General features: G+C 48.1%; 13 protein-coding genes. 3 read left to right on the forward strand and 10 right to left on the reverse strand.

Translation table 11 applies throughout. The features are described from left to right. Window positions 1-29: 29 nt before the first annotated feature. Both DESLBE_RS08565 and DESLBE_RS08570 read right to left on the reverse strand, forming a co-directional pair. Window positions 30-2,276, reverse strand: coding sequence for an FAD-dependent oxidoreductase (locus DESLBE_RS08565; RefSeq protein ID WP_144676318.1), 2,247 nt, complete (start codon window positions 2,274-2,276; stop codon window positions 30-32). A gap of 50 nt (window positions 2,277-2,326) precedes the next feature. After that, window positions 2,327-4,483, reverse strand: coding sequence for an FAD-binding protein (locus tag DESLBE_RS08570; protein WP_005809520.1), 2,157 nt, complete (start codon window positions 4,481-4,483; stop codon window positions 2,327-2,329). Between the two features lie 200 nt (window positions 4,484-4,683). Between DESLBE_RS08570 and DESLBE_RS08575 the strand changes: the two genes are divergently transcribed. Then, complete coding sequence (locus tag DESLBE_RS08575) at window positions 4,684-5,502, forward strand: MerR family transcriptional regulator (protein ID WP_005809521.1); 819 nt, start codon at window positions 4,684-4,686, stop codon at window positions 5,500-5,502. 85 nt (window positions 5,503-5,587) lie between these two features. Here the strand turns inward: DESLBE_RS08575 and DESLBE_RS08580 are convergent, their stop codons facing one another. Then, entirely contained in the window at window positions 5,588-6,658 is a 1,071-nt protein-coding gene (locus DESLBE_RS08580; RefSeq protein ID WP_041272581.1) for an acyltransferase, read from the reverse strand. Continuing rightward, window positions 6,658-6,894, reverse strand: a complete 237-nt coding sequence (locus DESLBE_RS08585) for an AbrB/MazE/SpoVT family DNA-binding domain-containing protein (RefSeq protein WP_011461313.1) — start codon at window positions 6,892-6,894, stop codon at window positions 6,658-6,660. The genes DESLBE_RS08580 and DESLBE_RS08585 overlap by 1 nt, the downstream gene beginning before the upstream one ends. A 42-nt stretch (window positions 6,895-6,936) precedes the next feature. Between DESLBE_RS08585 and DESLBE_RS08590 the strand changes: the two genes are divergently transcribed. Next, window positions 6,937-7,512 (forward strand): ABC transporter permease, encoded by a 576-nt coding sequence (locus DESLBE_RS08590; protein WP_243131267.1) that lies wholly within the window; start codon window positions 6,937-6,939, stop codon window positions 7,510-7,512. Window positions 7,513-7,612: 100 nt separating this feature from the next. On the opposite strand, the gene DESLBE_RS08595 is transcribed toward DESLBE_RS08590, so the two are convergent. The 6 genes from DESLBE_RS08595 to DESLBE_RS08620 form a co-directional block, all read right to left on the reverse strand. Beyond that, window positions 7,613-8,791 (reverse strand): MFS transporter, encoded by a 1,179-nt coding sequence (locus DESLBE_RS08595; protein ID WP_011461315.1) that lies wholly within the window; start codon window positions 8,789-8,791, stop codon window positions 7,613-7,615. A gap of 70 nt (window positions 8,792-8,861) precedes the next feature. Then, on the reverse strand, window positions 8,862-10,226 hold the full coding sequence (locus DESLBE_RS08600) for an MATE family efflux transporter (protein WP_005809528.1): 1,365 nt from the start codon (window positions 10,224-10,226) through the stop codon (window positions 8,862-8,864). Between the two features lie 42 nt (window positions 10,227-10,268). Further along, on the reverse strand, window positions 10,269-10,691 hold the full coding sequence (locus DESLBE_RS08605; RefSeq protein ID WP_011461316.1) for a MarR family transcriptional regulator: 423 nt from the start codon (window positions 10,689-10,691) through the stop codon (window positions 10,269-10,271). 128 nt (window positions 10,692-10,819) lie between these two features. Then, complete coding sequence (locus DESLBE_RS08610) at window positions 10,820-11,431, reverse strand: DNA-3-methyladenine glycosylase (RefSeq protein WP_011461317.1); 612 nt, start codon at window positions 11,429-11,431, stop codon at window positions 10,820-10,822. A gap of 99 nt (window positions 11,432-11,530) precedes the next feature. Then, entirely contained in the window at window positions 11,531-12,133 is a 603-nt protein-coding gene (locus tag DESLBE_RS08615; protein WP_005809532.1) for a class I SAM-dependent methyltransferase, read from the reverse strand. 65 nt (window positions 12,134-12,198) lie between these two features. Next, window positions 12,199-12,741, reverse strand: coding sequence for a DUF4256 domain-containing protein (locus DESLBE_RS08620; RefSeq protein WP_011461318.1), 543 nt, complete (start codon window positions 12,739-12,741; stop codon window positions 12,199-12,201). 272 nt (window positions 12,742-13,013) lie between these two features. Here DESLBE_RS08620 and DESLBE_RS08625 point away from each other — a divergent pair, with 272 nt between their 5' ends. Continuing rightward, window positions 13,014-14,285 (forward strand): D-alanyl-D-alanine carboxypeptidase family protein, encoded by a 1,272-nt coding sequence (locus DESLBE_RS08625; protein WP_041272582.1) that lies wholly within the window; start codon window positions 13,014-13,016, stop codon window positions 14,283-14,285. The last annotated feature ends 12 nt before the right edge of the window (window positions 14,286-14,297 follow it).

Genomic DNA, 14,297 nt, shown 5'->3' on the forward strand with positions numbered 1-14,297 from the left:
CAGAGCGCAACCACGGCAACCACGTTGTACTACACAGCGCGGCCCACATCGTTTCCGGCCCGGATGGCCAAAGCGATGTTATAAGGCTCATTGCAGTCCCCGATAGCGTAAGTCTCCTTCACCGCAACACCGTCAAGCAAAGACTTGTTCGGCAGCAAGTCGGCGGCGTTGATGATCGAGTCGGCGGCGATCACGGTTTCCACTCCGTAGTCCGAGGCAATAGTAATCTTGCCGTCCCCGATTTCCTTGATCATGGATCCCGGATAGGCTTTGACACCCAGAGCATAGAGGGCTGTAGTCATAAAGCGCTGGGCGTGATGAGACTGTTGCTTGTCGAGATCCTCGTTGGGATTCGGTGTCACAATGGTGACCTTCTTCTTGCGCACCGTCAGCCACAAAGCGGCATCGAAGGCCTGAGCATTGGAACCGAATACCACCACGTTTTCGCCGGTGTTGTTGCCCATGAACCGGTCATAGTCGATAATCGGTACATTGCCGCCGCTTACGCCCACCTCCCCCGGCAAAGAGCCGGTGGCAAGGATTACGGCATCGGGGGCTTCGCCGGCGATCAGGGCGGCGTCCACTTCCTTGCTCAAAACGACGGTCACGCCGGTAACCTCCAACTGCCTGGCCAGGTAATCCTTAAGGTCGCCGAGGTTTTCGTGAGGTCCTTTGACCATGCCGGCAAAAGTGAGCTTGCCGCCGAGGGCACCGGTCTTTTCATAGAGGGTGACTTTGTGGCCGCGGGCGGCGGCGATGCGGGCGGCTTCCATACCGGCAGGACCGCCGCCGATGACCATAACCTTCTTGGCCGCTGCAGCCGGTTGAAGCTCATAAGTCTTCGGACCTTTGGTGGTCATGACTCGCTGTGTCAAAGCGTTAACGCGACAATACCCCATCTCACGGTTCATCTCGTTGGAGCCGATGTGGCAGTGCAGGCAGCGGGTGCAGGGGGCGATTTCGTCGCTGCGTCCCTCCTTCAGTTTGTTAACGTATTCAGTGTCAACGGTAAGGGGGCGGTTCATAAGATAGAAGTCGACTTTGCCCTCGGCCAGTGCCTTCTCAAAGTAATCCGGGGCATGGGCCGGATCCATATAGGTGACGGTGCCGCAAGGGATCTTAAGCGCTTCTTTGTAGCGCCCGACAATGTTGATCAGCATGCCGGCGCCGCTGTGGTTGGCGATCAGCTGGCCTTGCCAATGCCTGGAGAAATCCCACTGGGTGCCGTATCCGGTGGCGCCCTCAATCCCGTTTAAGATAAAGTAAAGGTCGCTGCCGAATTGACAAGGGTGGTTGTCGAGGGGGCCTAAGCGCAGGTGCATGGCATCGCAGCCGGCGGCCTCGATCAACCTGGCCAGGCCGATGCCCTCTTCAATCGTCGTTACTTTATTGTGGGGCGCAGTCACCGCATTGTCTAACGTCGCCAGGGTGGCGTTGTTGGTAAGGTTGTCGTTTTCCTCAATGCAGTCGATCAAGACTTGAACGACAAAGTCGCTGCCGCAGGCTTGTTTGATTTTTTGGATGCATTCGGTCACGAAGCGCGCCCGGTTTTCCAGACTGCCTGGGCCGTATTCATCCGTGCGGGCGTTGTGGAAACGGGAAAGGAAATGCTCGCCCAGGTTAAAGCCGGCGGCGTTGATCTCGAACGCGGCAAAGCCCATTTGCTTGATCTGCTGAGCAGTGTTCACATAGCGGGCCTGGAACGCAGCAATGTCTTCTTTCGTCATGTCGTTAACCGGCTTCAGCGGAAACCCGTACGTCTGATAACCCAGCTTGGCGCCGTATTTGCCGCACTCGGCGACGAGTTTCCTGCCGAATTCCAGCGCTGCCCCAGATGCCGGGCTGCCGTCGGAAGGCGGCTCCAGCGCGGCGACCATTTCCACCCAGATCAGCTCAACGCCGCCCTTGGCAAACTGTACGTAGTACTGGAGGAGCTCATCGGTAAGCCCGGCGAGGTAAGTGGCCGATCCGGCGGCGGACTTGACCATGCGGTGGCTGAGGTTGAGGGGGCCGATCTGCAGAGGCGAAAACAGGGTCTTGAAGTCGGTAGTGTTTTGACGGTAGTCGTAATCCTGCGGATTAAGATAGGCCGCCGCGATCAGTTCACCTGCAGCTGCCGCTCCGGCCACGCTTCCTGGGGCACCTTCCGCGGGGCTGCCGGAGCCGGAACCGCTGCCTGCCGGTGCGGCGGGCGAGCACCCGCTAAGTCCCGCTCCCGCGGCAACCACCCCGGCCGCTCCGACACCTTTGAGAAATTGACGTCTTGATAAACCCATAACTCCTTCTCCCTTCTAAGATGGCTTCTCCCACGCCGATAGATTTGAAATTATTTGCCCATAGCGTACTTAGCCGCGTTGGCACCGGCCAGCCGGCCGGAGGTTAACGCCCAGCTCTGGGCCTGACCGCCGTATGGGGTGTAAGGAACATCACTGGAGAACAGAACACCCATGGAGTCCTGGCCCACGGCGTAGAGATTCCCGATGGGAGAACCGTCGGCCCGCAGCACGTTCATGGCGTCGTCCACGTTCAAGCCGCCGCAGGTAGCGTAGGCGTAGCCTGAGCAGATCACTGCGTAGTAGGGTCCCTGAGCGCCGTTCAGGCTATCCTTAAGAGTCGCTGCGTCGCAGTCGATGGCCTTGGCCAGATCCTCGGCGCTTTCAGCAGTGAGGACGTTCTTATAGCCGGCTCCCACCTTGAGGATTTCATCGATATTGGCGATGGGCTTGCCTGCCTCCACGGTTCCACCCTGATCCATGAACATGGACTTATTGACCTTGGCCAGGCCTTTGGTCTTGATCGCCTCGATCTGGGCGGCGGTGTAGATATTATAGTACCGGTATTGAGGGGCCAGGCAGATCTCCTCTCTCGTGTTCCACAGCTTCCCGTTCCCATCCACAGCCAGAGCGTCAGTGGCGATAGCCAGAGAGGTGAGGACCTGCTTGCCGTCGGCATCCAGATCGTTGTTCTTAATGAGATTGGCCACCTGGTTGATGTGCACCATAGGAGGAATATCGGGATTCATGAGCGCACCGCCGGCAGAGAGGCCGAGCTTGATGCCGTCGCCGTCATCCACCGTCATGGCGACAGTGTTGGCAGGACCGTCCAGGTATTCGTTCATCATGTCAGCATTGCCAATAAAGCCGCCGGTGGCCAGAATGACAGTCTTGCCATAGATCTCATAGATGGTGCCGTCGTAGTAAACGGCCTTCACCCCGGCCACCTTGTCGCCGTCCATCAGCAGTTCCTGAGCAGTGAGTTCCAGCATATATTCGGCGGCAGGATTCTGATCCTGGGCCTTTTTGACCGCGTTTTCGAACATATAGGTCTTGTTGGTGCCGAAACGGTTCTTGGTTTCGCCGCCATAGTAGCACCAAATCTTCCAGTCAGGGTAGGGGCTGAGGATAAAGCTGCTCATGGGGGAGAACTGGAACCCCCAGTCCTTGATCATCCAATCCAGGGTCTCACCAGACTCGTCGATGGTCATACGGATCATCTCCGGCTTGGCGTCGGCGCCGCAATAGTCGTTCCAGGCCTTGTAAAGGGCGTCGGCGTCGATGTACTCTTTGCCGCCGAACTCCTCATCCATCTTAACCTGGGAGTTTGCGGCCATGGGACCGCTGGTGGTAGCGCTCTGTCCGCCCAGCTTAGCCGTGGTCTCAATGCCGAAAACCTTGGCCCCCGCCTGGGCAGCGGACAGGAAGGAGGTGATGCCGGAGCCGCCCATGCCTACGATAATGACATCGTAGCCCTCCTTTTTCACCGTCTTGGTGGACTTAGCTACCTCGCCGTACCACTCAGAGCTCCTACCGCCGGCGGCCTCAATGGCCTGCTCCACGCAGCCGCGCACACCATTGGAGGAGAGGGTGGCTCCACTGATGCCGTCCACCGCCAGAGATTGGGCCTCCAGGATCCGGGGAATATAATTGTCAAGAACGGTATAGAAAATCTCGCCGGTGTAAGTCTCTTGCTCCTCCACGATGTTGATGTCCGTGATGGCGTTATCCTTGAACGTCACATCCGCCTTAATCATTCCGGTCCAGCTGAAGCCGGGAGCCTGACCGCTGTAAGTACCGTCGGCTACAGGGGTCTTCTGGTCGGTATCCTCCCCTTTGGCCTGGGCCACGCAGTTCGCGGCGGCGGCCAGGACCGCTTTGCTTGTGTAGCTGGCGCCGCTTATGCCGTCGATGTCGGCAGACTGCGCCTCCATGAGCATCCCGGGAAACTCTTCGATGGCTTTGCCGCCGACGGCGGGAGTCTCGTCAGCCCCCTCAATCTTCACGTCGGTGATGGCATTGGCGTCAAAGGTCATGGTGACGGAGACCTTGCCGCCGAATCCCGCTGCCTGGGCAGTATAGGTGCCAGGGGTATACATTCCTGCTTTCGTTCCTGTTTTAACTCCGGAGCCGGAGCAGCCGGTCAGTACCAGACTCAGTGCCAGCAGGCAGAGCAAGAGTGTGCCGCAATGCTTTTTCATTCCTTTCATTCTCCCTTTCCTTCCTTTCTTCTCCTTGCCGACTTGTTAATCGGAACTTTATAAAAAAGATACATTAATCATAAACTTGGGGGTTACACCGGAGTCAACACTGTTTGTGAAAGTATTTTTATTTAATTGTACTTTTTTTAACAATATTGTATGATTGAAAGTGTATACCCCTTAGATTCTTAAGCAAGGAGAGAATAGTCATGAAATATCGTATAGGCGAATTTTCTAAGCTGCTGGGGGTTACAGTAGATACGCTGAAGCATTACGAATCATTGCAAATCATCGAACCGCTTAAGGATGAGAAAAACAATTATCGTTACTTTGACGACTATGATGCCAGAACCATTATTAAGAGCAGAACTCTGAGAAGCCTGAACTTGCCTTTAGACGATGTGGCAAAACTCATGGCAAGTGATTCGACAACAGATGTTGTTGAGAAAATGGAAGAATCAAAACAGGCCTTAAAGGAGCAAATTCATAAAAACACCCTACTTCTGAATAAAATGACAGAAGTTCAGGATGAAATAATCGCGATTAACTCATCGCTGCATAAATTTAAAATTAAATCCCTGCCTGGGCTGTATCGCCTGCAGCATACAGATAAAGATCATTTGTTAAAAAATAGTTCCATCGAAAATGCCGTCAGCAGCTGGATGAATGCTTTACCCTATACATTTTCTTGTTTCCGAATTAAGACGGAAGAATTTTTATCCGGACTGGAGATTTATGACTATGACTGGGGACAGGCTATTTGGGAAAATGAATTAGAATATGTTGATCTGAAAATTACTGAGGATATTGAATATATACCCCCACAGACTTACTTATCTACGGTATTATCCAGCACGAATCGTGAATATTTCCTAAGTAATTCAAGAGCCTTGATCATGAATCAGATCAATGAACAGCCCTATGCCATTATGGGAGACATTGTCGGCAAGTTGATCTTTACGTCGATAAAAAATGGGCGGCGCATCTCCTATATTGAAATATACATCCCTGTTCAGGGAGAACTTTAGATTCTCATTGAATCCCCCTTATAATAGGAAAAACAACTAAGGCATCAGAACTTTTTAGGTTCCGATGCCTTTTGTCAACGATTCCTCATTTCCCCAATAAAAGATAGCGGATGACCGGTATTCTGCTAACGATTTCATAGAAAAGTATGGGTGCGGCGAAAGTGAACGGCAGCAGAATCAGATAAACCGCCGCCATGGGCAGCTCGGTATAAGTCGTGAGCCAATACGCCGCCGTGACCAGAAGGGGATAATGGAACACATAAAGCGCGAAACTGCGTTTTTGCAGATACTTCGTTAAGGAATTGCTGAAATCAAGCCATCTCTGCGCACATCCCAGAATAGCGAGAATCATCATCCAAAGGTATAGGTTCGTGAGCGGGTGCTGCAGGCAGGCGTCGGACGCATAGTTCTGGCCGAAAAAATACCAAACTTCAGCGACCCCCAACCCGACGGCAATGATGGAGAACAGGACAGCATGTTGCTTAAGCTTTGCCAAAACGGTGTCATGGGAAAATACATAGTAGCCGAGCAGGAACATCAGCCAATAAATCCCGTTGCGGAAGACAACGACAACAGGCAGATTGAGCACAAAGGAAGAACCCCATACCGGCAGGAAGAGCAAAACCATCAGCGGCAGGCTGGCCTTCCCCGCCAATGTCCAAAGTCTGTCCCGGCGATCAAGCTTACGAATCAGCAGCAGAAGAATGGAAATCACAAACAGCTCCAACAAAAACCACAGCGGCCCTATATTCAGAGTATATACCAGATATTTTACAAAACCCGGAACCGCCTGCCCGCCGAACATATCCACATAATGGGCGGTAACCCACCCGTTGAGCCAGCCCAGTAAAAACGCGCCGCCCAAATACGGGACGATCAGTTTGCGCACCCTTTCCCGGGCGAATTGCCCGGCGCTGCGTGTCTGCAGGGAATACCTGGCGCTGATGCCGGCAACCACAAACAACAGGCACATAAACCAGGGGTAAAGAAAATAACAGATGCTGTCCAGCGCCGGAATTCCCTGTATAGGAATATTGCTGACAACCCCCGCGCTGTTAAAAATATAAACCACATGATACATGAGTACAAGTACAATTGTCGCGGAACGGATATTATCAAAGTACTTTTTCCTTGGCGGAGGGATATTGCCGGACATTATTCCTCCTCCCTTCCGCCGTTCTCCGGAGGCCTGTTCTGGGAGAAGATCGCCTTTGCCAGCTGGGCAAACATATCCTTCGGGGGGATGGCAATACCCTGCTTTTCATCGGCTAAAACAATCAGTGTGTCACCCGGCTTGATATTAAAAATCTCTCTCGCTTCCTTGGGAATAACAAATTGTCCTTTTTCGCCCACCTTGACAGTCCAGGCATATTTTCCTTCGGGAGAAGCCATAGAATTATCTCACATCCTTATGGTATAATTTGTGTCTTGAGTATGAAAAGTATGAATGGTATCCTTATTATAAATCGATTACCTTGCCCAGTCAAGGTATCCGCAACGCTTGCTGTTTTTTCGGGCATGCTGATTGCCAAGGACAAAACCAGCTCATTTATGCTGCGCTTATTTACCTCCCCCTTAACCTCAAGTCATTTTATCTTCGGGTATACCCTTCCTCTGTTCCCTATGGCCGTGTTGCAGATTGCCGTATGCTTTACGGTGGCCTTTATTCTTGGGTTGGCTTTTAATATAAATGCCTTGCTCACCATTGTGGTGTTGATTCCGGCAGCAGTATTATTTATTGCCATCGGTCTGTTATGCGGAGCTTTATTAACCAATTTAACTGCGTGGCTTTCCGACATTTGGTTTGATCTCGATTTGGTCGGTGGTGCATTTAAAAGCATTGCCGAGGCTCTGCCATTCGTTCATGCTGTTGAAGCGGGAAGAGCCGCGCTTGCCGGAGATTATTCAGCCATATTCCCGGACTTATGGTGGGTCATCTGTTATGCCGCTGTGATTATGGCGATTGCCATATTGGTCTTTACAAATAAAATGAATAGTGACACCACCTAAAAATAGGACGTCCTCTGAAATTCCCGATGTCATCCAGGAATCAGATAAAAAAACAAGGCCAAAAGCTGCACTTCTTCGGCCTTGTTTTTGCTTATTTTCTTCACATTTTCCTTTTGGCGCTTATTAAGCTGCTTATTAAGGCTGCTCCACTGCAGATCAATGGCAAAGTGAAGAACCCCCATTTGGTAATAATAAAACCGCCCATCATGGAACCAAGGGTAATCCCAATATATAAGGCTGTGTTATTTAAGGCAAGGGCCATACCACGAGTTTCTGGAAATTCTTCCGCCAAACGGGCTTGATATGAAGTAAAGGAAGCATATCCAATCAGTGCCCACAAAAACAACAAAAAATAAACCCAAGTTCCCGCTGAAAGGAAAAAACCTAATAAGGCAAGTATGCCGACAAGCATGACTGTACTGAATATGGAAACCTTTCTTGCACCAATTTTATCTGTAACTCTTCCACTGAACAGACTGCCAGCCACAGCTCCTATACCATAGGCAGTGATTGAAGCCGCAAGTTCACTTGAAGAAAAATGGTTATCTAAAACCAATCCTGTGCCGAGAAATACATAAAGAGCATACATGGCAATTGCCCAAAAAGCAGTGACACTCACTGCAGAAATAATTTTCAGGGCGCTTCCTTTCACCTGTGCTTCTTCTGGATGTGCTTGATTTGTTGATGCCCAAACCCTGAAGTTTAAAATTGACAGTAAAGCAGCAATGACAGCTAAACTAATAAAAACAGAACGCCACCCCAGAAATTGTTCCAACAAAGTTCCCAGCGGCGCTCCTGCCCATAAAGCCGTAAGATGTCCTGATACTACAATAGAAAGCCATACTCCCCTACGTTCAGGCAATGCTGTATCGCCAATAATTGCATAGACTAAAGGGGTTATTGACGCAACAGATAAACCGGCAAAAATACGGCTGGTTATTAACATTGCAAATGATTGGGAAATGGCTGTCAAAAAATTGGCTATGCCAAACGAGAATAAACCGCAAACAATCAGAAGGCGGCGGCCTTTGCGGTCTGAAAGCCATCCAAAAAGCGGGGCACTGATGGCATACATCAGTGAAAATACAGTAACCAGCCACCCTGCAACAGCAGGAGTTATTTCGTATTCTTGAGCAATAAAGGGCAACAAGGGAGATATCACAAACAAATCAGTACCAATGATAAATAAGGTAAACCACCCTGTAAGAAGATAAATGGCTTCTTTTAAGCTAATACGAATATCAACCACCCTTAAACAATATATTGGCATCTCGATCATTTATGAGTATTTCCAGAGACTGAATAAAATGAAAAAATCTCCACTGCTTTAATGTAGTGGAGATTTTCGCTTAGACGCTTTCCTGGGGAATCGGCACGCTTTTGGGAAGCTTTTTCATCTCGAAAAGGATAACGGTGGAGGTAATCAGGACCGCTAAACTATCGGCGATAGGAGCTGTTCTCCATACCCCTTCGATTCCCCAAAAATTCGGCAGAATCAGAAGCAGCGGAATGAAGAGCAGCACCTGCCGGGATAAGTTGAGCAAGGTGGATTGAAGCGGCTTGCCCACAGCCTGAAAATAACTGGAGCAGAGAATTTGAATTCCGATCAGGGGCAAAAGCGCAAAGAAGACCAACATGGCATGAACGGTAAGCTGGGTAAGAGCCACATCATCTTTGCTGAAAAGACCGATAATTTGATAAGGCCAGATCCGGATCACCACATAGCCGACGACGGCCAGGATGGTGCTGAAAAGAACGGATTTCTTCAAGGTTTCTTTGATCCGGTCATACTGCTTGGCCCCGTAGTTAAAGCCGATAAGCGGCTGAGCGCCCTGGCTGATGCCGACGATGGGCATAAAGATAATGGTGGAGATGCTCATGATGATGCCTACGGCCGAAAGGGCTATATCACCACCATAGACCATCAGGGTCTTATTTAAAATCGTTTGCTGAATACTGTTGGCAATTTGCATAGCGAAGGGAGCAAAGCCGATCACCAGAATGCTGAAAACGATAGATGGTTGGGGTTTAAGGTTTCTGAGGTGAATTTTGATCGTGCTCCGGTTAGTAAAGTAATACCCCAGGACAAAAAGCGCTGAGACGGTTTGACTGCAGATGGAAGCCAGGGCTGAGCCTTTGATCCCCAAGCCCAGTTTGAAAATGAAAGTATAATTCAAAATGACATTCAAGACTGCACCGATGATCTGAGTGAGCATGGCATAACGTGGATTTCCTTCAGCCCGGATAAAGTTGTTCATGCCAAAGGCAATGGAACCGGAGACTGAACCCAGCATAATAATATGGGTAAAATCCCTGGCATACGGCAGAACTTCCGCACTGGCGCCGAACAATTTCAGAATCGGGTCGGTAAATATGAGATAAACAATGGTGAGCAGCAAGGGCAGCAGAATAAGCAGCCCGGTAGCATTGCCGGCAATCTTTTCTGCTTCTTCTTTTTTCTGTTCGCCCAGACGGATGGAGATCAGGGCCGTGGCGCCAATGGCAATCAGCATCGAAGTAGCCATATTGATAATCATAATCGGGAAAGCCACCGTGGTTGCGGCAATTCCAATATAGCCGACGCCCTGTCCGACAAAGATTCGGTCCACGATATTGTATAAAGCATTGACCAGCATGCCGATAATTGCCGGCAAGGAGAACTTCCAAAGAAGTTTGTCGATTTTCTCATCACGCATTTCTAAATTCCTATTCATTATCTGTCCCCTCTAAACTCTTTTTATTATTCTAAAAAATATCTATAAATTTTCATATATTCTATTAAGTATTTCAAGCAATTTTTGTACTTCCTGTTGATCGATGCCTTTCAAAACTTCCTTTAACTTTTTTTCAGTCAGGGGTATCAGGATATCTTTTAATTCTTTTCCTCTATCTGTAAGATATATTAAATAGGAGCGATTATCCGCAAAATTCACCTCTCTGAATATCAGCCCTTTTTTCTCCAGCTTTTTTAATATTCTTACAGTTGTGGGCTGGTCCTTGAATGTCAATTCCGCTATGCATTTAGGTGAAATCCCATCTTGTTGCCATAAGCGCTTTAGTGTCCCCCATTGCTCTGGTGTGATATCATATGGTTTCAAAATTTGAATCAAGGCATTTTTAAGTTTGTTATTAGTCCGATTTAAAACAAATCCCAATGAATTATCAGGTCCGGAAGTCATTATTACACCTCCTCAATATAATTGTCAAGACAATTATATTGATTAACTTTTAATGGGTCGGGTTGGGAACTCCGGATCATGTTTTTCCATCCCATCGAGGATTCCGGAGATGAAGAAGGTTATATCTTTTACTTTACTGAAACATACTGGCTATCTTCTAGATAAAATCGCCAAGGATAATCTTTAGCTTCCTCAGCATAATCAATTCCCACCCGTTTAGCAGTTACTATGCTCAAGCTTTCCTGGCTTTCCTCTGCCACATAGAGTTTACTGCCACACAAATCTTCTCCATTTAAGCTTTTATCAATTGATAAAGCCCTGCATAACTTCCCCGGTCCATTGGTCAGCCCAAGTATTTGGCTCTTGTTTAACTGATGATATGACTTTTTAAACCGATTTTGGGCCATCAGCTCAGAGCCTTCCCTTGGTTCAGCCGCCCTGATCAATACAGCCTGCGGGTTTCCTTCTTCTCTGGTAACCACATTAAAGCAATAGTGCATACCGTAGACAATAAATACATAAGAAAACCCTGGCCCTCCATACATCACTTCTACTCTGGGCGTTCTTTTTCCGCCATAAGAATGGGCAGCTTTGTCTTCAATACCCCTATAGGCTTCTGTCTCAACAATTCTTGCCGAAACTTTCTGCCCTTCTATTTCGTGTACGAGGACCTTCCCCAGCAGTTCTCTGGCGACGATTAATGAATCTCTATTATAAAATTCTCTGCCTAATCGTTTCATTTTATTGCTGTATTCCTTTCCACATTTCAGGACCTTTATCATATCTTCCTCTTTTTTTGCCGGATTTGCCCGGAGCAATCCATCCCTTATCGAGAGGATTTAGAGTTTCTGGGAATCAAGGATAAACAAAGATGCGTCCTGCCCCATGAATTTAGCTCCGGTATAAAAAGTCCTGGTTTGAATCTTTCTGTAGCCTATTTCAGTCATGAGCTCAACCAGCTCTGTTTGTTCAAATCCGTTATGAACCTGATCTGAAACTACTTTTTCATTTTTATCAAAATCCACGATCAATAAATGTCCGCCTTCTTTTAGTACCTCATACAATCTTGATAAAACCAGTCCAACATCAGGGATATGAAGCAATACCTGAGCCATAAAAATATAGTCGGCATGCAAGCCCGCAAGGCTGTCTTTTTCAAAGTCAAAGCATAATGTGGTTGCTTTCTGTAGATTGGAACCGGCTATTTTCTGCTTAATTTGCTCAATCATGCCTTGTGATGTATCCAGAAAAAGCATCGAATCAAACTCATTCAATAAGTTCATGCCCACAAGGCCGGTTCCACACCCAAAATCAATAGCACTCTTGCTTTTAGCCTCAACTAAATATTCGCGAATAGCAGCTGCTGATTCCTTGGCAATTTCCACTCTTTCAGGTGTGTCATATCGATCAGCTATCATTTCAAATTTATCCGTATTCCCCATGATCACCTCTCCAATCTACTTTGGCAAACTGTTGTTGCAATATTAAAACCAGCCCTTTGAAACATTCAAACCCTCAGGCAACCACGAAATGCCCTGCTGCTATAGAAGGAGGGTGCGCTGTTATGATAAACGAAGACATGGTCGTAGCGACGGTCGGCAAAGATGGCTCCGCCGAACTTTCTAATGTCGGAAGGTGTCTTCAGCCAGCTGGACGTCTTCAGATCGAATTCGCCAAGTCTCTGCAACTCTCTATAGAGTTCTTCCGTTAACAGCTCAATGCCCATGGCCGCTGCCATCTCAACTGCATTGCCCTTCGGAAATATTCCTTTCTTGTTTCTCTCTTCCTGGCCTTTACCGTCATAGCAAATATTCCTGCGCCCGCTTGGCGTTTCCGGTGAACAATCGTAAAAAATGTATTCACCCGTCACTTCATCCTGAGCAACAACATCGGGTTCACCGCCGGTTCTTTCCATTTCACTGAGTGACCAAAGTTTTTCCCCACTCTCTTCCAACCTTGCCTGCACCTCAGCCCATTCAAGACCTTTATGCCGGTTCATATTTTCCTCAAAGCGTTTCTTTAATAGTCCGATTAATTCGCTGTTTGTCACTGCTATCCCTCCATCTTCATCTCATTCTCTAATTACGTACTATGGTTCGTATTTTTTTCAGATTGCTGATATTTCATGCCCATGATCTTGGTGTGCTCCCCGTCAAGTAGATAGAACAGACAATTGAGAAATTTGGAGAATGGAGACCCTTTGCTGATGTTGGAACGACTTCAATGTTTTTCCCCCGGTAAGATAGATTATTTTATCAATTTTTGATAAGCTTCTTAGGTAACGCTTATCGATTATTATTTTGTTCCTTGGAGGTTTTAGCTTTGAGATTAATTACAGTACTATTCACAGCCCTGGCTATGCTACTAAACTTCGCAGTACCTGTCTTCGGCTCTCCAGATAAAGTTCCGGTTCCGGAAATAAGCAGCGAAGGTGCCATTTTAATTGATATTACCACGGGCCAGACCCTATTTGCCAAAAATCCCGATCATCCTTATGAACCGGCCAGCACTACCAAAATTATGAGCGCTCTCATTGCTCTGGAAAAAGGAAATCTAAATGATCTGGTGACCGCCGGTCCCTCCGTGCTGGATCAGGAATTGACCCAGGGAACACGTATCTATCTGGAACCAGGTGAGCAAGTGACTCTGGAAAACCTTCTCTATGCTTTGTTGCTTAACTCTGCTAACGACGCAGCGGTGGCCATTGCGGAGCATATTGGCGGCGATATCCAAGGCTTCACAGATTTGATGAATGCTAAGGCCAAAGAAATCGGAGCATTAAACACCTCTTTTAAGAACCCCAGCGGCTTAAGCGCGGACGGTCATCTAACTACAGCCCGGGATCTGGCAATGATTGCCCGTTTTGCTTATCAAAATCCTGTTTTCAGAGATTACGTCAAGACGAAGACGAAGATTATCCCTAGAAACAGAGAAAATATTCCTACGGAAATGTATAACATCAATGAGTTTATCTGGACCGAGCCTACCGTAACCGGTATGAAAACCGGTTATACCTCTTCAGCCGGCAATACCTACGTCGCTACTGCTGAGAGAGACGGACGTGCCTTACTTGGCGTTGTTTTAAAGTCGCCAAGCAAGACAAGTATCTATACGGATATGAGAAAACTTTTTGAATATGGTTTTACCAACTTTGAAAATGTAGTCTATAAGCCCAAAGGCACGGCGCTTTCCAGTCTAATGGTAGGTGATACCCCCGTTAATCTCATTCTTACCGACGAGATAATCCATACCAGAGAAATTGGCAGTACCGCCCCTCCGGATATATCGCTTCATGTACTGCCGATTGCTTCCGAGCTCAAAGAAATAAGGAAAGATCAGGTTCTAACCAGCGTCGAAATAGTAGAGGAGGATAGGGTTCTTAATTCCTTTGCCTTAATGGCCGACAGCAGTGTTATCCCCCCCATACCCCCCCAGCCGCCCAGTAAAAAATCCTTCAATTGGGCTGCGCCAATTATCTTAATCTTATTATTATTTCTCTATATGGTATATAGGAGAGTATCCTATCTAAGAAGACATCGAAGCATTGAGCGGAAAATTACAGCCGGAAGATACCGGGACAGGGATCTCTTTTAAGGATAGTTTTTA

It is taken from the genome of Desulfitobacterium sp. LBE (assembly GCF_007830365.1).
GTDB classification, from domain to species: Bacteria; Bacillota; Desulfitobacteriia; order Desulfitobacteriales; family Desulfitobacteriaceae; genus Desulfitobacterium; species Desulfitobacterium hafniense.